This is a genomic window from Rhodococcus sp. Ni2 (assembly GCF_021352185.1).
GTDB classification, from domain to species: domain Bacteria; phylum Actinomycetota; class Actinomycetes; order Mycobacteriales; family Mycobacteriaceae; genus Rhodococcus_F; species Rhodococcus_F qingshengii.
The window spans coordinates 1,287,734-1,308,663 of the sequence record NZ_WOXZ01000002.1 but is presented as its reverse complement, the minus strand read 5'-3'; the positions used below and the strand labels follow the sequence as shown (position 1 = coordinate 1,308,663).

Here is a 20,930-nt window from a genome sequence, read left to right as displayed (position 1 = left end):
AGCGGAGAAGCTGCCCATTGATGAATGGCTGGCTGCAGGCTGGATCAGGCTTTGATCGCGCCCAACAACCGCCCGGCGTCGAAGGCTTCGGCGCTGGGCGGTAGCGCGCCCGGACGTCCACTCACGAAAACCTCGACGGTTCCCGATCCTTCACCCGCGTCACCGAGCCCGTCGATCCGCCGCAGGGTCTGTCGTGCAACGGCTTCGGCACTGTCGAAGAGTGTGACGCCGGCGGGTAGCCGCGCTGCGATTTCGTCCGCGAGCAGTGGGTAGTGCGTGCAGCCGAGGACAACGCCGTTGACGTCGTCCGGCGTCCGGGCCACTGCGGATTCGATGGCTGCAAGTGCGGCTGCACGATCACCGAGGTCTATCGAATCGGCCAGGCCGTGGCACGGCACCCCGACGACCTTGGCGCCGTTGCCGAACTGTTCGATCAGATCGGCTTGGTACCGGCTGGCAGTCGTCGCGGCGGTAGCCCAGATCGCCACTGAATCGCACGCGGCGGCCGCGGGCTTGATCGCGGGCACCGTTCCGATGACCGGCACACCCGGTCCGACCAGTTCGCGGACGTGTGGGAGAGCGGTGACGCTCGCGGTATTGCATGGAAGAACGATGACCTGAGCCCCACGATCGAGGCTCCGCCGCACCGCACCGAGTACCCGGTCGACGACCCACGGCTCGGGCTTGGGCCCCCAGGGGGCGCCGTCCGGATCGAGGGACAGCACAAGATCGAGATCCGGGCGCAGGCGTCTGAGCCACGCAGAGGTAGGGAGCAGGCCCAGTCCCGAGTCGATGAGTGCAACGATCACCGCACAAATCTATCGTCTCGGTACCGGTCCTGCCTCATCCGTTCAGGCCGGTGTGGACTCCAACACGTCCGAGATGGGCGTGCCGGCTGCGATCTTCGCGCGCATCTTCATCACAGCTCCCGCGCTACCGCCGCCGACGACAGCTGCCAGCACACCGTCGCGCTCGTAGTATGCGACGAACTTTCGGCCGTCGTCCTTCACGATGTGAACGGTGTCCGTGGGTGCGACGGTCCCCAATGCCTGGATCTTGACGTCGTACTGATCGCTCCAGAAGTACGGAACCTGCGCCGGCGCATCCGGATCACCCGTTCCGGTGATCGCTCCCGCCAGGATCTTGGCCTGGTCCCCAGCATTGGTCCAGTGTTCGACACGCTTGCGTCGATCTCCGATCTGCCAGGACGCGACGTCGCCGACCGCCCAGACGTGTTCGGTGCTGGTGCGGCCGACGCCGTCGCAGAGCACTCCGTTGTCGAGTTCGATCCCCGAACCGTCGAGCCATTCCGTGACCGGCACCGAACCGACTCCGATCGCGACCACGTCGACCGGGATTTCCGAACCGTCGCTCAAGGTCGCAGCGGCAACCGCTCCGTCGCCGGACAACGAGGTCAAGCCCGTACCGACTCGGACGTCGATGCCCTCGTTCCGATGCAGACGTTCGACGAGGGCGCCGACGGTGGGGCCGAGCACCGACGCCAGCGGCGTCGGCTGGGGTTCGAGCAACACGACGTCGACGCCGTGAGACTTCATGCTCGCGGCCAGTTCGCAGCCGATGAAGCCGGCCCCGACGATCAGCGCACGCTTACCGGGAGCAAGGTCGGCGCGGAGGGCCAACGCTTCCTCGATGGAGCGCAGAACGTGCACTCCGGATAACTCCGGAAGGCCGGAGATGCGACGCGGAGTCAGTCCGGTCGCGATGACCAACTCGTCGTAGTCCAGGGTGGATCCGTCGGCGAACGCCACCGACTTGGCGACCGTGTCCACCGAGGTTGCCGGCGAACCGAGCTTGAGATCGACCTTGTTCTCGACGTAGAACTCGGCCGGACGCAAGGTCGTCTCGTCCTTGTCGCCGCGGATCACTTCCTTCGACAACGGAGGCCTGTCGTAGGGCAGATGCGTTTCCCCACCCGCGAGCGTCAATTCACCTTCGAAACCAGCTCGTCGCAGTTCCTCGACGGTCCGCAGTCCCGACAAACCCGCACCCACGATCACTATCCGTGCCACCACGTACCACCCTGTCCGACCCACGTCACTTGCAGCGCTCACTATGAACGCCGTCACTATTTGCCTCCGACTCTGCCATACCAAATGCCGGAGTAGGTGTGGTGCATCCCGCATGGTCACCTACCAGTCACTACAGTTGGAGGTACTTCAGACGCACGCACTGACACATGAGCAGGGAGCCCCCATGACCAGCGATTCCAGTGAAAAGAACAGCGTCCGATTCGGCGCCGACGGTGGCGCGGAACTAGTCAGCACCCAGGGTAAGACGATCATCGCCGACGCCGTGGTCGCCAAGATCGCCGGTATCGCGACCCGCGAGATCAACGGCGTGTACGACGTCGGCGGGGGCACAGCGCGTGCGGTGGGGGCACTTCGCGACCGCATACCGGGCGCCCGCGTCAACCATGCCCAGGGCGTGGCGGTGGAGGTAGGCGAGAAACAAGCCGCCATCGACATCGGCATTGTCGCCGAGTACGGCGTCGCACTCCACGAACTGGCGGTAGGTATCCGCCGCAACGTCATTGCCGCAGTGGAAAGCATGACGGGTCTCGAGGTCACCGAGGTCAACATCACCGTCTTCGACGTCATGCTCTTCGAGGATGCAGAGAGCGGCGGCAGTACCGATCCGGAAGCCAAGCCGAGGGTTCAGTGAGTACCGCCGACGCCGGCCGCGAGATCGACGCGGCCGAGGTAGTCGCCGACGCGGTTCTTGCCATCCCGGAAGTGGCAGATCTGCACGGAGGACAGTTCGGCGAAGTGGGAACCTACCTCCCCGGACGCCGCATCACCGGCGTCGTCGTCGACGAAAACTCCTGTGCTGTACACATTTCCGTTCACTATCCGGCAGACGTTCGCAGCGTCGCCGAACGCGTACGAGCGGTGGTGGCGAGATTGGTCGACGTACCGGTGAACGTGACCGTCGGCGACCTGTCGACAGCGGGATATCTACCCGTTGATTCCGAAAATGCAGTCACCGAGCCTGCCACCGTCACAGACATTGCACCGAACATTCGAGAAGGGAACTGACATGAACAGCACCACCGTCGGACTGCTGGTCGGTCTGCTCCTCGCACTCGCCGGAATCATGGGTGGGTTCAGCGGTTTCGTCTTCGCAGTCCTGCTCGGCGCCGCCGGTATGGCGATCGGAGCACACCGCGACGGACATCTCGACCTCGGCGCGATCCTCCGAAGCCGTGGCCGTGGCTGAGTCGTCCGATCCCAGCGCAGCGGACGATCCTGGCCTACGCGGCTCCTTGGTCATCAAGGACCGTGCGATGGCCAAGATCGCCACGGCCGCAGCGGTGAACGTCCCGGGGGTGGTCCGCCAGTCCGGTGGCTTGACCCGCCTGACCGGACGCGACCTTCCGCGAGCCGACATCTCGATGGGTAGCGACGCCGTCGCGATCAATCTCTTCCTCGCCGTGTCCTGGCCGTGTTCGGTCACCGAGTTGACCGGCCGGGTGCGAACGGAAGTCGGACGCAGCGTCGAATCGCTGACCGGGCTTCCACTCCACGACATGAACGTGATGATCGCGGCAACCGAGGGTTCTGACGACTCCTGTGTTTCCGGCGTCGAGATCGCGGAGGGCCCGGCACAGCAGGCACTCTCGGATCCGATTCCGCCGCGGGTCCCCTCTGCGAACCCGGCGGCCGCGGTTTCGGCCGTCGTCATCGCGTGTGGTCTACTCGCACTCGCCTTCGTCGTCTCGCGCGAATGGTTCATCAACCGTGAAACTTTCGAATCGGCACCCTGGATCCGAAACTCCGTGGAGTGGACGTCTCGTCTGCACTGGCAACCGTGGCTACTTCCGGTGGCGATCGCTGCCGTTGTCGCGGGTGTTGTCCTGATAATGTCGGCGATCAAACGCCGTGCGAAAACCCATGTCCCACTCGGGAACCCGAGCGCATCGACGGTGTGGATGCGGCCGACTGACATTGCACGTCTGTGCAGTAGCCACGCAGCGGTCGTTCCCGGCGTCGGCTCGGCTCACACCAGCGTCGACCGTAAACACGTCAAGGTCCACATCGAATCGACCGGTGGCGATCGAGTTGAACTTGCCGCAGCCGTCGACGCGGCGGTTCGGCCCCACCTCGCGATACTGCAGCGGCCACTGCAACTTTCGGTTGTCGTGCGAGAAACTGTAGTACGACGAAAGGACGCCTCGTGAACCGTTGGATCTCCGCGGTCGATCGGATCATCGTCCTCATCGTCGGAATCGCACTCCTCGCGGCGGGCGCATACGCCATCGCGTGGGACGCGGGCGCGTCGCTGATTCGAACCTGGGTGTCACGCCTCGATCGGGAGGTCCTCTTCGGCCTTCCGGAGGAGCCGTGGTGGCACTGGGTACTGTCGGGCACCTTCGTCCTCTGTGTCTTCGCCGGTTTCGGGCTGTTGTACCTGAACCTTCGCCGGCGCCGTACAAGCGCAGTCACATTGCGGCACAACGAATCCGGTACCGACGTCAGCGTGGATCTCGGACCCGTCGCAGACGGCGTAGCGGCCGAACTCGCTCAGCTGACCGGCGTGCGGAGCACCAAGAGCAAAGCGACGGTCGATCGCGGACTGCCGACGCTGTCGATTGTCGTCACTGCAGATCCGTCGATCGACGTCGCCGGATTCACCGCTTCGGCCGAACGCATCGCCGGCGCAACCAGGCGCAGCCTCGACGGCTCAACCGTCGCAGTACAGGTTCTGCTGCACCTCGACAGGGTGGAAGCCAACAAGTAAGTAAGAAGCACGCAGGCACCCGATCACCGAACACTCGATCACAGGCCACTCGATCACAGACACAGAAAAGGCGCTCACTCCCCGAAGGGAATGAGCGCCTTTTCAGTGCTGTGAATCAGCTAGCGAGACAAGAGTCTCACTTGATGATCTTGGCAACCTTGCCGGCGCCGACCGTACGGCCGCCTTCGCGAATTGCGAAGCGCAGGCCCTCGTCCATGGCGACAGGCTGGATCAGCTTGACGGACATCTCGGTGTTGTCACCGGGCATGACCATCTCGGTGCCCTCAGGCAGCGTCACGACGCCCGTAACGTCCGTGGTACGGAAGTAGAACTGCGGGCGGTAGTTGTTGAAGAACGGGGTGTGGCGGCCGCCCTCGTCCTTCGACAGGATGTATGCCTGGCCCTCGAACTCCGTGTGGGGAGTCGTGGTGCCCGGCTTGACGACAACCTGTCCACGCTCGACATCTTCGCGCTTGATGCCACGAACGAGCAGTCCGACGTTGTCGCCGGCCTGGCCCGAGTCGAGCAGCTTGCGGAACATCTCGATACCCGTGACCGTGGTCTTGGTCGAGGTTTCCTTGATGCCGACGATCTCGACCTCTTCGTTGACGTTGACAACGCCACGCTCGATACGACCGGTGACAACGGTGCCACGGCCGGTGATCGTGAAGACGTCCTCGACGGGCATGAGGAAGGGCTTCTCGGTCTCACGAATCGGGTCCGGGATGGACTCGTCGACAGCAGCCATCAGGTCGAGAATGGACTGCGTCCACTTCGGGTCACCCTCGAGTGCCTTGAGTGCCGAGATCGGAATGACGGGGGCTTCCTCGTCGAATTCCTGAGCGGCCAGCAGTTCGCGGACCTCCATCTCGACGAGCTCGAGGATCTCGTCGTCGTCAACCATGTCGGCCTTGTTCAGGGCGACGAGGATGTAAGGAACGCCAACCTGGCGAGCGAGCAGGACATGCTCGCGCGTCTGGGGCATCGGGCCGTCGGTAGCTGCGACGACGAGGATAGCGCCGTCCATCTGAGCTGCGCCCGTGATCATGTTCTTGATGTAGTCGGCGTGACCCGGTGCATCGACGTGCGCGTAGTGGCGCTTTTCCGTCTGGTACTCAACATGCGAGATGTTGATCGTGATGCCACGAGCCTTTTCCTCGGGAGCCTTGTCGATCTGATCGAAGGCCGAAGCCTCGTTCAGGTCGGGGAATGCATCCGCGAGAACCTTGGTGATGGCCGCCGTCGTCGTGGTCTTGCCGTGGTCGACGTGACCAATGGTGCCGATGTTCACGTGCGGCTTCGTCCGCTCGAACTTCGCCTTCGCCACTTTGTGTCCTCCTGGACTGTTGTTGCTTGCCGTATGCAGCAGTGCGGTTGGTTGTTACTAGGTCGTGCTTCGTGCCGGAAGAAACCGAGGTTACTTGCCGGCGCGGGCTGGGGAGCTCGCTGTGCTTACTCGCCCGTCGCCTTGGCGATGATTTCCTTCGAGACGTTCGCGGGAACCTCTGCGTAGGAATCGAACACCATGGAGAAGTTCGCTCGGCCCTGGGTCTTCGACCGCAGGTCACCGATGTAACCGAACATCTCCGAGAGCGGAACCAGCGCCTTCACGACACGGGCACCACTGCGTTCCTCCATGGCCTGGATCTGGCCACGGCGGGAGTTGAGGTCGCCGATCACGTCGCCCATGTACTCCTCGGGCGTTGTGACCTCGACAGCCATGAGCGGCTCGAGAATGACGGGGCCGGCCTTGCGGGCGGCTTCCTTCAGTGCCTGCGAACCGGCAACCTTGAACGCCATTTCCGAGGAGTCGACGTCGTGGTAAGCACCATCGAGCAGCGACAGCTTCAGGTTCACGAGCGGGTAGCCGGCGAGAACACCGTACTGCATCGCGTCCTGCGCACCGGCATCCACGGAGGGGATGTACTCGCGCGGGATACGTCCGCCGGAGACCTTGTTCTCGAACTCGTAGGTAGCACCGTCTTCGCCCACGAAAGGCTCCAGAGCGATGATGACCTTTGCGAACTGGCCCGAGCCACCCGTCTGCTTCTTGTGGGTGTAGTCGTGCTTCTCGACCTTCTTGGTGATGGTCTCGCGGTACGCAACCTGCGGCTTACCGACGTTCGCCTCGACCTTGAACTCGCGACGCATGCGGTCGACGAGGATGTCGAGGTGGAGCTCGCCCATACCGCCGATGACGGTCTGACCGGTCTCTTCGTCGAGCTCGACCGAGAAGGTCGGGTCCTCTTCGGCGAGCTTCTGGATCGCGACGCCCAGCTTTTCCTGGTCGGACTTGGTCTTGGGCTCGATGGAGACCTGGATGACCGGCGCGGGGAACGACATCGACTCGAGGACGATGGGGCTCGCCTGATCGCACAAGGTGTCACCGGTGGTGGTGTCCTTGAGGCCGATCATTGCGTAGATGTGGCCGGCTACGGCCTCGTCTACCGGGTTCTCCTTGTTGGCGTGCATCTGGAAGAGCTTTCCGATGCGCTCCTTCTTGCCCTTGGTTGCGTTGAGCACCTGAGCACCCGGATCGATACGACCCGAGTACACGCGGACGAAGGTCAGCTTGCCGAAGAACGGGTGAGCAGCGATCTTGAAGGCGAGAGCCGAGAACGGCTCGTCCTTGCTCGGCTTGCGAGTGATCTCTACTTCTTCGTCACCGAGCTTGTGGCCGATAACCTCGCCGATGTCCAGCGGGTTCGGAAGGTAGTCGATGACAGCGTCGAGCATGGGCTGAACGCCCTTGTTCTTGAACGCGGAGCCACAGAGAACCGGGTACAGCTCGGAGGCGACCGTCATCTTGCGGATGGCGCCCTTGATCTCCTCGATGGTGAGCTCTTCGCCGCCGAAGTACTTCTCCATGAGAGCTTCGTCGGACTCTGCAACCGTCTCGAGCAGCTTCTCGCGGTACTCGGCAGCCTTCTCGACGAGATCCGCGGGGATCTCCTCGATGGTCGGAGCGGTTCCCGTCGGGACCACGCCGCGCCAGGTGATGGCCTTCATCTCGACCAGGTCGACGACGCCGTCGAAGTCGTCCTCAGCGCCGATGGGCAGCTGGAGAACGAGCGGCTTCGCGCCCAAGCGGTCGATGATGGTCTGGACTGTGAAGTAGAAGTCCGCGCCCATCTTGTCCATCTTGTTGACGAAGCAGATGCGCGGAACGTCGTACTTGGCAGCCTGACGCCAAACCTGCTCGGACTGCGGCTCGACACCCTCTTTACCGTCGAAGACAGCAACTGCGCCGTCGAGCACGCGCAGCGACCGCTCCACCTCGACTGTGAAGTCGACGTGGCCGGGGGTGTCGATGATGTTGATCTGGTTGTTGTTCCAGAAGCAAGTCACGGCGGCAGACGTGATCGTGATGCCGCGTTCCTTCTCCTGCTCCATCCAGTCCGTCGTCGACGCACCGTCGTGCGTCTCACCGATCTTGTAATTGACACCGGTGTAGAACAGGATGCGCTCGGTGGTGGTGGTCTTGCCGGCATCGATGTGCGCCATGATGCCGATGTTGCGGACCTTGTTCAGGTCAGTCAGCACTTCCTGTGCCACAGGTTTCTTCCCCGCTCGTTGCTTGGTTTTCGGGTGTCGGCCTTATCGGTGTGTTCCACCGTCAGGGCCATGGTCTTTCAATTATGTCTCTGCCGAGGCGAACCTGGCCACCTGCGTCCGGAATCCGTCGCGATGATCAGGCCGCCAACGGCGACAAGCGTCGGAGCCCCACCCGATGGCAGTTGCTCCGACGCTTTACATCACCAGCGGTAGTGGGCGAATGCCTTGTTGGCTTCGGCCATCTTGTGAGTGTCTTCGCGACGCTTCACAGCTGCACCGAGGCCATTGCTGGCATCGAGGAGCTCGTTGGCGAGACGCTCGACCATGGTCTTCTCACGACGTGCACGCGAGAAGGTGACCAGCCAGCGCAGTGCCAGCGTGGTGGAACGACCGGGGCGAACCTCGACCGGCACCTGGTAGGTAGCGCCACCGACGCGGCGGCTACGAACCTCGAGTGCAGGCTTGACGTTGTCCAGGGCGCGCTTGAGGGTGACGACCGGATCGGTGCCGGTCTTCTCGCGTGCCTGCTCGAGAGCCTGGTACACGATTCGCTCTGCGGTGGACTTCTTGCCGTCCAGCAGGATCTTGTTGACGAGCTGCGTCACCAACGGGGAACCGTAAACCGGGTCGTTGATGAGCGGGCGCTTCGGAGCGGGGCCCTTACGTGGCATTAGCTCTTCTCCTTCTTGGCGCCGTAGCGGCTGCGTGCCTGCTTGCGACCCTTGACACCCTGGGTGTCGAGGGAGCCGCGGATGATCTTGTAACGGACACCCGGGAGGTCCTTCACACGACCGCCACGGACGAGCACCATGGAGTGCTCCTGAAGGTTGTGACCTTCACCGGGGATGTACGCGGTGACCTCGACCGAAGTCGTGAGGCGAACACGTGCGACCTTACGGAGCGCGGAGTTCGGCTTCTTGGGGGTGGTGGTGTACACGCGAGTGCACACGCCACGACGCTGCGGGCTGCCCTTGAGGGCTGCCGTCTTGACCTTGGCGGTCTTGTCGCGGCGACCCTTGCGGACCAGCTGGTTGATGGTTGGCATTTACCGGCTTTCTTGTGACGAACAGACTGCTCGAGCGAACTCGGGCCGTTCGAAAACGTGGCTGTTCTGAAATTAGGGATCTAGCAGTTGGAGCAAGAGAGCTGCTGCTCCTCACCCACCTCAGAGTCTGTACTCAGCACTTTCATGCCGCGCACTGCCCCCGAGGTCGGGCGTGTCGCATACCCCCACACAGGCAGCCGGATGCTCGTTCATCAGCAGTTTCTGCTCGAACGCGCGCACGGCAATACCTAGCTAGGCACACAGATCGGCCCGGGCATGCCGGACACGACCCATAACGATACCTGTCGGCGCGCCACGAGGTCAAAGCGAGGCCACGGTGATAGTGACCTCACGCTCTGACCAGAGACTCTGGCTGCACACTCAGACCACGCAGCCGGACCGGTCGCGATCAGATGCTGCGGTTCAACGTCAACGCGCCGAGCTTTGCCGCAGCCTCGCACGGATCCGCGCCGCCTTGCGGCTCGGTGACCCACCAACCGAACACTCCCCCGGCCGGTGCGCTCGCGCTCACCCCGCAGCTCTGCGGATCGGCCGGCTGGCGAACCTGGTACCCGCCACTGCCGTTGATGTCGATTTTCGCCACCACGTATCCCAGGTGCTCGAATGCAGCGCGCTCGTGATCGAGGGTGCCCGTCTCGAACCAGTTGAAGGTGATCTTGATCGGACCCGCAGCTCCGATGCCGTCCCAACGGCAGATAGCGCCGAAGAACCCACGCCCGACGGCGTCGGCACCCACTGCGCCGGCGATCTGCTCGTCGGTGACGGCTTCGCATTCTTGGAGGACGTTCGCGAATTCCTGGCTGTCACTACCGCCGTAGCTGCCCTCCGCACGAGGAGTCCCGGTGACCACCGAGCCGCAGCCTGTCAGCAGAACCAGCGACCCCGCCAAGGCGAGTCCGATCCTTATGCGCTTCACGGCGCCCTCGAACTTCACTGTGCCCTCGAAACTGTTTTTTCCATCAGATCCCGCGCCACCGTGCATGGATCCGCGGTCGGTGGCAGCAAACCGTAGGTGATCGACCAGTGCACGAAGTCTCCGCCGAACGCGATACCCAACTCGCACAACGAACCTGCCGTGGACGCGATGAAGCCCTGGTGTCCACCGATCGTGATGTCGTCGGCAGGACGTCCGAGCAGGTCGGACCCGGCCCGTTCGCGGCCGATCGGGCTACCGCGGTACCAGGAGAAACTGACGCTCGGGCCGTTCGAACCGGCGACTTCCCACTGGCAACCGACGCCGTTGCGCGTCGTCGTCGCAAAAGCGCCGAGATTGAAGGCGTTGACAACTTCCTCGTCGGTCACCGAGCCGCATTCGGCGAACATCGGGCCCGGATCCGTAGGTGCGAGTGCCTGCGAACCCGCACCGTCGCCCGGCTGATCGACGGACCCGTCGCCGGAGCTGCAGCCGACCACGGCCGAGAGCACGGCAGCCGAGACCAATACCGAAGTCCCGATCGAAGTGAGAGTGCGTGCGGCCATGGAGCCGACTGTACTTCTCGGTGGCCCCCGACACACGCCACGTGCGCGTCGAGAGCACCGGCGCCGGCCCCGCCGCTACCGATTCAGGTAGTTGCCACCGGTACCCGAACAAGCGTGGAATCCAATTGCGCCGCCCACTGTTTGACCACCTCGGTGCGTCGGCGCGAGTCGTCTGTCAAGACATCAGCCAGCCCCAGCCCGCGGGCCAGGTCCAGGGTCGCCTGTACCAAGCGGTGCGTCACCGGGTCGGAGTCGTCGACACCCAGACTCTCGACGGCCATGCGGTGCGCGATGCGCCCGAATCGTTCCTCGAGGGGCAGTACGCGGGCACGCAGGTCGGGGTCGGAGGCAGCGGCCGTCCACACCTGCAGTGCTGCTTTGAACAGAGTCCCGGTGTAGTACTCCACCAACCGCGAAATGATCGCCTCGGTTCGTCCGGCACCCACCGGAAGGTCGGTCGATTCCTTTCGTGCCTGATCCATCCGGGCGTCGAACATCACCTCGAGCGCCGCGGTGATGAGGTCCTCGCGGGTCGGGAAGTGATGCTGCATCGCGCCTCTGGACACCCCGGCACGCTGCGCGACGACGCTCATCGTCGTTGCGCTCCACCCGAGTTCGGCGAGACACTCCACAGTCACTTCGAGCAGGTGGGAGCGCGTGACTCGACTTCGGTCCTGCTTGGGCTCTCGAGTCATCGCGCCGCCATCCCTTCTACTTCTGTGTTCCAGCGCTTCTGTGTCCCAGCTGCGCAGTTTCTACTGCGCCCAGGCCGCTGGACGCTTCTGCAAGAAGGACATCATGCCCTCACGAGCCTCGTCGGAGGAAAACAGCCGAGCCGACTGCGCGATCATCTCCTCGCCGTCCCGGTCGAATCCAGCCAGGACCGAACGCGTCGTGATCCACTTCGATTCGGCAAGTCCCTGCGGTGAACATTGGCGCAAGGTGCCGAGCAGTTCGGTGATCGACTCCCCCGTGTCCTGCGACGCGGCGGTGACGAGTCCGATGGATTCGGCCTCGTGCTGGCCGAACTTCTCTCCGGTGAGCAGATAGCGGCTCGCAGATCGCTGGTCGAGCCTCGGCAGGACCGTGAGCGAGATGATGGACGCTGCCAAACCCAACCGTGATTCCGTCACCGCGAAGGTGCTCGCCGGTCCGGCGACGACGATGTCGCACGCCCCGACAAGACCCATGCCTCCGGCCCGGACGTGACCGTCGATCCGCCCGATCACCGGCTTGGGAAGCTCGAGAATGCTGCGCAAGAGTGTCAGCATCCCCCGTCCTCGCTCCTTGACGGCGTCCTCCGGTGATGCGGACGAACCGGAGGCCTCACTGAGATCGGCTCCCGCACAGAATGTTCCACCGGTGTGGGTGAGTACCACCGCTCGAACTGCCGGATCGGCGGCAGCCGCCGTCAACCCAGCCTGCAACTCCGTGACCAACCGCGTCGAAATCGCGTTGCGGTTGTGGGGTGAGTCGAGAGTGATCGTGGCAGCACCGCCCGATACTTCGTACCGTACGTATGGCTTGTCCTGATCCGTCATGAGTCGCCTCTTCCTAGTAGGACCGTGGCAGACCGAGGGAATGCTGTGAGACGAAGTTGAGGATCATCTCGCGGCTCACCGGCGCGACACGGGCGATACGAGCCGCACCGAGCATGGCGGCCAGTCCGTATTCCTTCGTCAGTCCTGCGCCGCCATGCGTCTGGATCGCCTGATCGAGCGCCTTGATGCTGGCTTCGGCGGCGGCGTACTTTGCCATGTTCGCGGCTTCGGCAGCACCGAAATCGTCACCGCTGTCGTAGAGCACCGCGGCCTTCTGCATCATCAGCTTGGCGAGCTCGAGTTCGATCTTCACCTGCGCGAGTGGATGCGAAATACCTTGGTGCGCACCGATCGGCGTCTTCCACACCGTGCGCTCGTTGGCGAACTTCACTGCGGCATTCAGGGCGTAACGGCCCATGCCGATGGCCATCGACGCACCCAGGATGCGCTCGGGGTTGAGGCCGGCGAACAACTGCATCAGGGCGGCATCGGCTTCGCCGACCAGAGCGTCGGCCGGCAGACGGACGTCGTCGAGGAAGAGGATGAACTGGTGGTCCGGTTCGATGATGTCCATCTCCATCTGCGTCTTCACGAATCCGGGAGAATCCGTGGGGACGATGAACAGAGCGGGCTTGAGCTTGCCCGTCTTGGAGTCCTCGGTGCGCGCAACGACGAGGACCGCGTCAGCCTGATCGACACCCGAGATGTAGATCTTGTTGCCGCTCAGGATCCAGTCGTCTCCATCCCTGCGTGCCGTCGTGGTGATCTGATGAGAGTTGGAACCAGCGTCGGCCTCGGTGATTCCGAACGCCATGATCTTGGAGCCGTCGGCGAGGCTGGGTAGCCACTGCTGCTTCTGCTCCGCCGTGCCGTACTTGCCGATGATGGTGCCGCAGATGGCCGGGGATACGACAACCAGGAGCAGACCGGCACCCTGCGCCGCCAATTCCTCCTGCACCAGCGCGAGTTCGTAGATGCCTGCACCGCCGCCGCCGTATTCCTCCGGCAGGTTGACGCCCAGGAATCCGAGTTTGCCCGCCTCGTTCCACAATTCGGTGAGCGGCTCCCCCTTTCGCGCCTTGGGCAGCACGTAGTCGACGTAGTTGAAGCGCTCACCCAGTTTGGAAACGGATGCCCGCAGTTCCTTCTGCTCTTCGGTTTCGATGAAACTCATCATGCTTCCTCTTCTGTAGCGGGTTCTTCCACACGTGCGAGTACCGATCCGACCTCGACCTGCTGGCCGACGGCGACCGGAAGTTCCACCAGGACACCGGCAGTCGGCGCGGTGACGGTGTGTTCCATCTTCATGGCCTCCAGCCACAGAATCGGCTGGCCGGCGGTGACGGTGTCACCGAGTGCGGCACCGAGGCGGATGACCGATCCCGGCATCGGAGCGAGCAACGAACCGGCGGCGACTTCTGCCGACGGATCCACGAAGCGCGGTGCTGCCGTCAACGCGACGGGTCCGAGCGAGGAGTCGACAAAAATCTCACTCCCGTAGGCCGCAACGTCGAACGAGCGCTGTACTCCGCTCTGCTCGAGCACTACCCGGGTCGCAGTTGCCGATACCAGGCGCACGTCGTCGAAGCCTTCTGCACTCAGCACGCCGCTTCGGCTCAGGGAGTAGCGGACGTCGTAGTCGCCCGACGCAGTGGAATAGCTCTTGCTCTGCGGCTGCGACGGGAGGTTGCGCCACCCGCTGGGCAAGCGGCCGATGACGCGGGCCGACGCCCGGTTGTGCGCGGCATCGGCAAGTGCCGCCGCCAGCGCCGAGAGTCTTTCGGCGTCGGTATCGGCCAAGGGCGTAGACAGCTTCTCGAGGTCGTGAGTCTCGAAGAAGGCAGTGTCGGTGTCTCCGGCAATGAAGGCGGGGTGGGCCAGGACGTTGACGAGCAGGTCGCGGTTGGTGCGCAGGCCGTGAATCCTGGTGCGCGCCAGCGTCGATGCGAGCAGCCGGGCAGCTGCGGTCCGCGTCGGCGCGTACGAGATGACCTTGGCCAACATCGGGTCGTAGTGGACGCCGACAACACTGCCGTCGACGACGCCGGAGTCGAGGCGAACGCCCTGCTCACGCAGAACACTGAATTCTTGCGGGTCACCGGGCAACTCGATGTGGTGGACGGTTCCGCTCTGCGGCTGCCAGTTCTTGGCGGGGTCCTCGGCGTACAGGCGCACTTCGATCGAATGCCCCCGGATCTCCGGCTGTTCGTCCGGAAGTGCTTCACCTGAAGCGACCTGCAATTGGAGTTCCACCAGATCGAGTCCAGTGGTGCACTCGGTGACCGGATGCTCCACCTGCAAACGCGTGTTCATTTCCAGGAAGAAGAAGTCGCCTTTTTCGTCAGCCAGGAATTCAACGGTTCCTGCGCCTTCGTAACCGATGGCGTTGGCGGCGAGCCGCGAGGCGTCGAACAGCTTGTCGCGCATGGCGGGGATGCGTTGCACGAGCGGCGACGGTGCCTCTTCGACCACCTTCTGATGCCGACGCTGGATCGAGCACTCGCGCTCCCCCACCGCCCACACCGCACCGTGGCGGTCTGCCATGACCTGAACCTCGATGTGCCGACCGGTCTCGAGGTACCGCTCACAGAAGACTGTCGGGTCGCCGAAAGCGGACTGCGCCTCACGCCGCGCCGCTTCCAGTTCGCCGTCCAGCGCCGACAATTCACGAACGACACGCATTCCGCGTCCGCCGCCGCCCGCCGACGCCTTGATCAGCACCGGCAGATGAGCCTCGGTCACCGCGGCGGGATCGAGTTCGGAGAGCACCGGCACTCCGGCGGCGTCCATGATCTTCTTGGACTCGACCTTCGACCCCATGAGCTCGATGGATTCGACGGGCGGGCCGATCCACGTCAGTCCCGCGTCGATGACGCTGCGCGCGAACTCCGCGTTCTCGGAGAGGAATCCGTATCCGGGGTGAATCGCGTCGGCGCCCGAAGCCTTGGCTGCGGCGATGACGAGCTCACCCCGCAAGTAGGTCTCGGCAGGCGTGTTACCCGGCAGGCGAACCGAAGCATCGGCTTCGGCGACGTGCGGGCTGTCGGCATCTGCGTCGGAAAATACCGCGACCGTGCCGATTCCGTTCTTGCGGCAGGTTGCAAAGACACGGCGGGCGATTTCGCCACGATTGGCGACCAGTACTGAAGTGATTGTCACGGCGTGCCTCACATACGGAAGACGCCGAAGTTCTCGGTGCCTTCGATCGGGGCGGTGGCGATGGCCGACAGGCACATTCCCACCACGGTGCGGGTGTCTCGGGGATCGATGACGCCGTCGTCGTACAGACGACCCGACAGGAACATCGGAAGTGACTCGGCCTCGATCTGGTTCTCGATCATCGCGCGCATGCCGGCGTCGGCCTGCTCGTCGAAGACCTGGCCGCGCGCCTCGGCAGCAGCGCGTCCCACGATGGAGATGACGCCGGCGAGCTGCGCACCGCCCATGACGGCGGACTTGGAACTGGGCCAGGCAAAGAGGAATCGCGGATCGAACGCCCGTCCGCACATGCCGTAGTGACCGGCGCCGTACGACGCTCCGAGCAGGATCGAGATGTGCGGAACTTTGGAGTTGGCAACCGCATTGATCATCATCGATCCGTGCTTGATCATGCCGCCCTCCTCGTATTCCTTACCCACCATGTAGCCGGTGGTGTTGTGCAGGAACAGCAACGGCGTGTTGGAACGATTGGCGAGCTGGATGAACTGCGTGGCCTTCTGTGATTCCTCACTGAAGAGCACTCCACGTGCGTTCGCCAGGATGCCGATCGGGTAGCCGTTGAGCTCTGCCCACCCGGTCACGAGGGAGGAACCGTAGAGCGGCTTGAACTCGTCGAAGTCGGAACCGTCGACGATACGGGCGATGACCTCACGCGGATCGAACGGGATCTTCAGGTCGGCCGGAACGATGCCGAGCAACTCTTCCGGATCCTCGAGCGGTTCGATGATCTCCGCGCGCGGCGCCGGCCCCTTCTTGGTCCAGTTGAGCCGCTTGACGATCGAGCGCCCGATGCGGATCGCGTCCTGCTCGTCGGCGGCGAAGTAGTCGGCCAACCCGGACTTGCGAGCGTGCATTTCGGCGCCGCCGAGTGCCTCGTCGTCGGATTCCTCACCGGTGGCCACCTTGACCAGCGGCGGGCCTGCGAGGAACACCTTGGAGCGTTCCTTGATCATCACGACGTGGTCGGACATGCCCGGGATGTACGCACCGCCGGCCGTCGAGTTACCGAAGACCAGTGCAATGGTGGGGATTCCGGCTGCGGACAGCTGAGTGAGGTCACGGAACATACGCCCGCCCGGGATGAACACCTCTTTCTGCGTCGGCAAGTCTGCGCCGCCGGACTCTACGAGGGAGATCACCGGGAGTCGGTTCTGCATGGCGATGTCGTTGGCGCGGAAACCCTTACGCAGCGTCCACGGGTTGCTGGTGCCGCCGCGCACGGTGGGATCGTTGGCGACGATCAGGCATTCGACACCTTCGACGACGCCGATACCGACCACGGTGCTGGCGCCGACCGGGAAGTCACTCCCCCACGCAGCGAGGGGACACAGTTCGAGGAACGGTGAATCCTGATCGAGCAGGAGTTCGATCCGCTCGCGTGCCAGGAGCTTTCCCCGCTTGTGGTGCCGCTCGGTGTACTTCTCGCCGCCACCCGCCAACGCCTTGGCGTGCTCGACCTCGATCTCGGCGAGCTTGGTGTTCATGGTCGAAGTTGCGGTCTTGTACACCTCGGAATTGGTGTCCAGTGTTGACCGGATGACACTCATGACTGATACCCCAATCGCTTGGCCGCGAGGCCGGTGAGGATTTCGGTGGTTCCGCCACCGATTCCCAGAATTCGCATGTCCCGGTACTGCCTCTCCACTTCGCTTTCCTGCATGTATCCGAGGCCGCCGAACAGCTGAACAGCTTGGTTCGCAACCCATTCGCCCGTCTCGACTGCCGTGTTCTTCGCAAAGCACACCTCGGCGATCAGATCGCCGTCACCGGCCATGTACCGCTCGATCACCGAGTGCGTGTACACCTTGGCGACGTCGATCTTGCGGGCCATCTCGGTGACGGTGTTCTGGACGGCCTGCCGACTGATCAGGGGGCGACCGAAAGTCTCACGGGCGCGGCACCATTCGAGCGTCAGCTCCAGGCAACGTTCTGCACTGGCATACGCCTGCGCGGCGAGCGCTACCCGCTCGGAGACAAATGCCTGGGCGATCTGCGCGAAGCCGCTGTTCTCTGCACCGACCAGATTCTCCACCGGAACCCGGGCGTCGACAAAGGAGAGTTCCGCGGTATCGGATGCGCGCCAGCCCATCTTCTCGAGTTTGCGCGAGACGGTGAATCCCGGTGTGCCCTTCTCGATCACGAGCAGTGAGACACCACCCGCGCCGGGACCACCGGTGCGCACCGCTGTAACGACGAAGTCCGCTCGAACGCCGGAGGTGATGAACGTCTTGGCGCCGTTCACGACGTAATGATCGCCGTCGCGCTTGGCTGTAGTTGTCAGGTGCCCGACGTCGCTGCCTCCGCCGGGCTCGGTGATGGCGAGCGAGCCGATCTTGTCGCCGCGCAGGGTCGGCTTGACCCACTTCTCGATCTGCGCCTCGTCGCCGGCCGCGATCAGGTGCGGCACCGCGATGCCGCAGGTGAAGAGCGATGCGAACAGCCCGCCCGACGCACCTGCCTGATGCATCTCCTCACAGATCACGATGGAGTCGACGGCGTCGCCGCCCTCACCACCGGCCGATTCGGGTGCGCTGGCCCCGAGGAGTCCGAGAGCGCCTGCCTTGCGGTGCAATTCGCGCGGAATCTCGCCGTCTCGCTCCCACTGCGTCAGATGCGGCAGAATCTCCTGGTTCACGAATCCGCGTACGGTCTCGCGAAGCGCAAGCCTTTCCGGTGTGGTCCACACGGTCACCGTGAATCCTCTTTCTCGTCAGTTACGGGGAGTAGCGAAATCGGGATGTCGATGTGGCGCGAACGCAGCCATTCACCAATTCCCTTGGCCTGCGGATCGAACCGCGCCTGCGAGGCGACACCCTGACCGAGAATTCCCTCGATCACGAAGTTGACGGCACGAAGGTGCGGAAGCTGGTAGCGAGTGACGTTCAGGTCTGCTGCTTCCGGTAGCAGTTCCTTGAGCATCTCGACGGTCAGTGTGTGCGCCAACCACTTCCACTGATCGTCCGTGCGAACCCAGACGCCGACGTTGGCATTTCCGCCCTTGTCGCCGCTACGGGCACCGGCGATCGTGCCGAGTGGTACTGAAAGCGACGTCTGTGGCGGCAACGGCTCCGGACGCTCCGGTTCGCCGACGGGTTCGAGGTCCTGCGTCAACGTGGACGGAGCGATGTCCACGCGCGTGCCGTCCGGCAGTACGGCCACGTGCGGCACCGATCCCGCGTCGACGTAGCCGGGGGTGAACACTCCGTACGGTTGGCCGTTGCTCGGCGGAGCCGTCAGCGAGAAGCCGGGGTAGCTGGCAAGTGCCATTTCCACCGCAACCGCGGAGAAAGGACGACCGATCACCTTGGGGTCGGAATCGCGAACCACGCAGCGCAGCAACGCACTCGCGGTTTCCTCGGTGTCGGAATCCGGATGATCCGTGCGAGCGAGAGTCCAGACCAGTTCGGCGGGCTTCTTCGTCAGCCAGGATTCGAGCTGAGTCTTCGCCAGATCGGCCTTGGCCTCGATGTCGAGACCGGTGAGAATGAAAGTGGCCTCGTTGCGGAACCCGGCCAGCGTGTTCAGCGAGACCTTGTACTGCGGCGGCGGAGCCTCGCCCGTGACGCCGCTGATCAGCACCCGATCCGGGCCTTCCTGGGTGAGCACTGCGTTGTCGATGCGGGTCGTCACGTCCGGGCCTGCATAGCGTCCACCGGTGATCTCGTACAGCAGCTGCGCCGTCACCGTGCCGACGCTCACCTCGCCGTCCGTTCCGGCGTGCTTGGTGATGACCGAAGATCCGTCCGCGTTGATCTCGGCGACCGGGAAGCCAGGCCGGCCCAGATTGGGAATCTCTGTGAAGAACGCGTAGTTGCCGCCGGTGGCCTGGGTTCCGCACTCGATGACGTGGCCAGCCGCGACAGCACCGGCAAGCTGATCGAAATCATCTCGCTTCCAACCGAAATGGTGAGCGGCCGGACCGACGATCACCGACGCATCGGTGACCCGTCCGGTGACCACGACATCGGCGTCGGCCGACAATGCTTCGACGATGCCCCAGGCGCCGAGGTACGCGTTGGCCGTCAGTGGGGAGCCGAGTCCGAGTTCGTCTGCCCGAGAGATCAAATCGTCGCCCTCGACGTGGGCGATCTTTGCGTTCAACCCCAGCTTGGTGTTGACCTCGCGCAACGCGTCGGCCAGTCCGGCGGGATTGAGACCGCCTGCATTCGCGACGATCTTCACCCCCTTGTCGAGCGCAAGGCCGAGCGTGTCCTCCACCTGCCGCAGGAACGTCTTCGCGTAGCCGAGCGACGGGTCCTTCATCCGATCCCGCCCGAGGATCAACATCGTCAGTTCGGCCAGGTAGTCGCCGGTCAGGTAGTCGAGTTCGCCGCCCTCGAGCATCTCGCGCATCGCCGAGACGCGGTCGCCGTAGAACCCGGAGCAGTTACCGATCCGTACCGAACTCATTTGCCCACCTTCGATGCTCGTCCCTCACCGCTGGATCCGACGGCGGCTCGTCCCTCACCGCTGGGTCCCGCAAAGGCCTGCGCGAACCCGAGCCACTCGTCCGCGTCGGCACCCACGGCGACCAGATCGAGATCGGCGCGATTGGCGCGCTGGGTAACCAGCAGGCAGAAGTCCAACGCCGGCCCGGTGACCTTCTGCGGTGCATCTTCCGGCCCCCAGGTCCAGAGCGACCCGTCCGGCGCGGTCAACTCAACCCGGAAATCGTCGGCGGGCGGCGTTTTCTCGTTGACCGAGTACGCGAAGTTTCGCGTCCGCACACCCAAGTGAGCGATGTTCTTGATGCGCGCCGTCGGAGCGCGTTCGACGCCGAGTGCGTCGGCAACGTCCTGCCCGTGCGCCCACGTCTCCATCAGTCGCGCGGTAGCCATGGAGACACCGCCCATGGGCGGGCCGTACCAGGGGAACTTGGTTCCGGCCGGGGCGGCGGTGAGCGCCTCGACGAGAGCGGTGCGCCCCGCTCGCCAATCGGCGAGCAACTCCGCCGGCTGGCGGGCCGCCTGTTCGGCAGCACCGTCGTCGACAAACCCTGCCGGGTTCACGAACGCCGCCTTCAACTGCTCCGCGAACCCGTCCGGGTCGGTGATCGCCAGGATCGCTGCACTGTCCGTCCAGTGCAGGTGCCCGATCTGATGTGCGATGGTCCACCCTTCCGCAGGCGTCATTGTCGCCCACTTCTCCTCGGGCAGATCCGCAACCAGGGCGTCGAGGCTCTCGCCTTCGGCCCGCAAGTCATCGATGAACGTCTGAAGTTCGGCCATGCGACCAGCATCACACCCACATCCATAAAAATCAAGCACGAATGATTGTTATTGCGAAATCCTGTGGTGAGAGACTGAGTTCAA

At 63.9% G+C, this 20,930-nt stretch carries 21 protein-coding genes; 5 read left to right on the top strand and 16 right to left on the bottom strand.

All coding sequences use genetic code 11. The annotated features are described in order from the left end of the window. Nucleotides 1-44: 44 nt before the first annotated feature. Complete coding sequence (locus GN300_RS19785) at nt 45-809, bottom strand: glutamate racemase (protein ID WP_003941981.1); 765 nt, start codon at nt 807-809, stop codon at nt 45-47. 42 nt (nt 810-851) lie between these two features. Next, the gene (locus GN300_RS19780) at nt 852-2,087 is read right to left on the bottom strand and encodes an NAD(P)/FAD-dependent oxidoreductase (RefSeq protein WP_232354234.1); all 1,236 of its coding nucleotides are present in this window, start codon (nt 2,085-2,087) and stop codon (nt 852-854) included. Nucleotides 2,088-2,214: 127 nt separating this feature from the next. On the opposite strand from GN300_RS19780, the gene GN300_RS19775 reads away from it, so the two are divergent. The 5 genes from GN300_RS19775 to GN300_RS19755 are packed head-to-tail and all read left to right on the top strand — an operon-like array spanning nt 2,215 to nt 4,758. Next, nucleotides 2,215-2,682, top strand: a complete 468-nt coding sequence (locus GN300_RS19775) for an Asp23/Gls24 family envelope stress response protein (RefSeq protein ID WP_003941912.1) — start codon at nt 2,215-2,217, stop codon at nt 2,680-2,682. Continuing rightward, nucleotides 2,679-3,056, top strand: a complete 378-nt coding sequence (locus GN300_RS19770) for a hypothetical protein (protein ID WP_003941945.1) — start codon at nt 2,679-2,681, stop codon at nt 3,054-3,056. Before GN300_RS19775 ends, GN300_RS19770 begins: the two co-directional genes overlap by 4 nt. Nucleotide 3,057: 1 nt before the next feature. Further along, nucleotides 3,058-3,237 (top strand): hypothetical protein, encoded by a 180-nt coding sequence (locus tag GN300_RS19765; RefSeq protein ID WP_003942043.1) that lies wholly within the window; start codon nt 3,058-3,060, stop codon nt 3,235-3,237. Continuing rightward, a complete protein-coding gene (locus tag GN300_RS19760) occupies nt 3,224-4,198 on the top strand; it encodes a DUF6286 domain-containing Asp23/Gls24 family envelope stress response protein (RefSeq protein ID WP_082845662.1) in 975 nt (324 codons plus the stop codon). The genes GN300_RS19765 and GN300_RS19760 overlap by 14 nt, the downstream gene beginning before the upstream one ends. Beyond that, nucleotides 4,195-4,758, top strand: a complete 564-nt coding sequence (locus GN300_RS19755; RefSeq protein ID WP_003942084.1) for a hypothetical protein — start codon at nt 4,195-4,197, stop codon at nt 4,756-4,758. Before GN300_RS19760 ends, GN300_RS19755 begins: the two co-directional genes overlap by 4 nt. A 136-nt stretch (nt 4,759-4,894) precedes the next feature. Here the strand turns inward: GN300_RS19755 and tuf are convergent, their stop codons facing one another. The 14 genes from tuf to GN300_RS19685 all read right to left on the bottom strand — a co-directional run bounded on the left by tuf (nt 4,895) and on the right by GN300_RS19685 (nt 20,846). Continuing rightward, nucleotides 4,895-6,085 carry an elongation factor Tu gene (tuf, locus tag GN300_RS19750; protein ID WP_003941926.1) on the bottom strand — a complete coding sequence of 397 codons (1,191 nt, stop codon included), beginning with the start codon at nt 6,083-6,085 and terminating at the stop codon, nt 4,895-4,897. Nucleotides 6,086-6,210: 125 nt separating this feature from the next. After that, nucleotides 6,211-8,313: an elongation factor G gene (fusA, locus tag GN300_RS19745; protein ID WP_007728394.1), complete on the bottom strand. Its 2,103-nt coding sequence runs from the start codon at nt 8,311-8,313 to the stop codon at nt 6,211-6,213. A 200-nt stretch (nt 8,314-8,513) separates the two neighbouring features. Then, the gene (rpsG, locus tag GN300_RS19740; protein WP_003941856.1) at nt 8,514-8,984 is read right to left on the bottom strand and encodes a 30S ribosomal protein S7; all 471 of its coding nucleotides are present in this window, start codon (nt 8,982-8,984) and stop codon (nt 8,514-8,516) included. Beyond that, a complete protein-coding gene (gene rpsL, locus GN300_RS19735; protein WP_003941908.1) occupies nt 8,984-9,358 on the bottom strand; it encodes a 30S ribosomal protein S12 in 375 nt (124 codons plus the stop codon). Before rpsL ends, rpsG begins: the two co-directional genes overlap by 1 nt. A gap of 409 nt (nt 9,359-9,767) precedes the next feature. Next, nucleotides 9,768-10,313, bottom strand: coding sequence for a DUF3558 domain-containing protein (locus GN300_RS19730; RefSeq protein WP_003942022.1), 546 nt, complete (start codon nt 10,311-10,313; stop codon nt 9,768-9,770). Beyond that, nucleotides 10,310-10,858 (bottom strand): DUF3558 domain-containing protein, encoded by a 549-nt coding sequence (locus tag GN300_RS19725; protein WP_003941874.1) that lies wholly within the window; start codon nt 10,856-10,858, stop codon nt 10,310-10,312. The genes GN300_RS19730 and GN300_RS19725 overlap by 4 nt, the downstream gene beginning before the upstream one ends. Before the next feature lie 83 nt (nt 10,859-10,941). Next, nucleotides 10,942-11,553, bottom strand: a complete 612-nt coding sequence (locus GN300_RS19720) for a TetR/AcrR family transcriptional regulator (protein ID WP_063314743.1) — start codon at nt 11,551-11,553, stop codon at nt 10,942-10,944. 60 nt (nt 11,554-11,613) lie between these two features. Continuing rightward, nucleotides 11,614-12,399, bottom strand: coding sequence for an enoyl-CoA hydratase family protein (locus GN300_RS19715; protein WP_047268915.1), 786 nt, complete (start codon nt 12,397-12,399; stop codon nt 11,614-11,616). Nucleotides 12,400-12,412: 13 nt separating this feature from the next. Further along, complete coding sequence (locus GN300_RS19710; RefSeq protein WP_003942033.1) at nt 12,413-13,573, bottom strand: acyl-CoA dehydrogenase family protein; 1,161 nt, start codon at nt 13,571-13,573, stop codon at nt 12,413-12,415. Continuing rightward, on the bottom strand, nt 13,573-15,558 hold the full coding sequence (locus GN300_RS19705) for a biotin carboxylase N-terminal domain-containing protein (RefSeq protein ID WP_063315118.1): 1,986 nt from the start codon (nt 15,556-15,558) through the stop codon (nt 13,573-13,575). Before GN300_RS19705 ends, GN300_RS19710 begins: the two co-directional genes overlap by 1 nt. Nucleotides 15,559-15,566: 8 nt before the next feature. After that, on the bottom strand, nt 15,567-17,165 hold the full coding sequence (locus GN300_RS19700) for an acyl-CoA carboxylase subunit beta (protein ID WP_063314744.1): 1,599 nt from the start codon (nt 17,163-17,165) through the stop codon (nt 15,567-15,569). Next, nucleotides 17,162-18,310, bottom strand: a complete 1,149-nt coding sequence (locus tag GN300_RS19695; protein WP_007728404.1) for an acyl-CoA dehydrogenase family protein — start codon at nt 18,308-18,310, stop codon at nt 17,162-17,164. The genes GN300_RS19700 and GN300_RS19695 overlap by 4 nt, the downstream gene beginning before the upstream one ends. Beyond that, nucleotides 18,307-20,028: an acyclic terpene utilization AtuA family protein gene (locus GN300_RS19690; RefSeq protein ID WP_063314745.1), complete on the bottom strand. Its 1,722-nt coding sequence runs from the start codon at nt 20,026-20,028 to the stop codon at nt 18,307-18,309. Before GN300_RS19690 ends, GN300_RS19695 begins: the two co-directional genes overlap by 4 nt. Next, nucleotides 20,025-20,846, bottom strand: a complete 822-nt coding sequence (locus GN300_RS19685; protein ID WP_003941918.1) for a TIGR03084 family metal-binding protein — start codon at nt 20,844-20,846, stop codon at nt 20,025-20,027. Before GN300_RS19685 ends, GN300_RS19690 begins: the two co-directional genes overlap by 4 nt. Between the last annotated feature and the right edge of the window lie 84 nt (nt 20,847-20,930).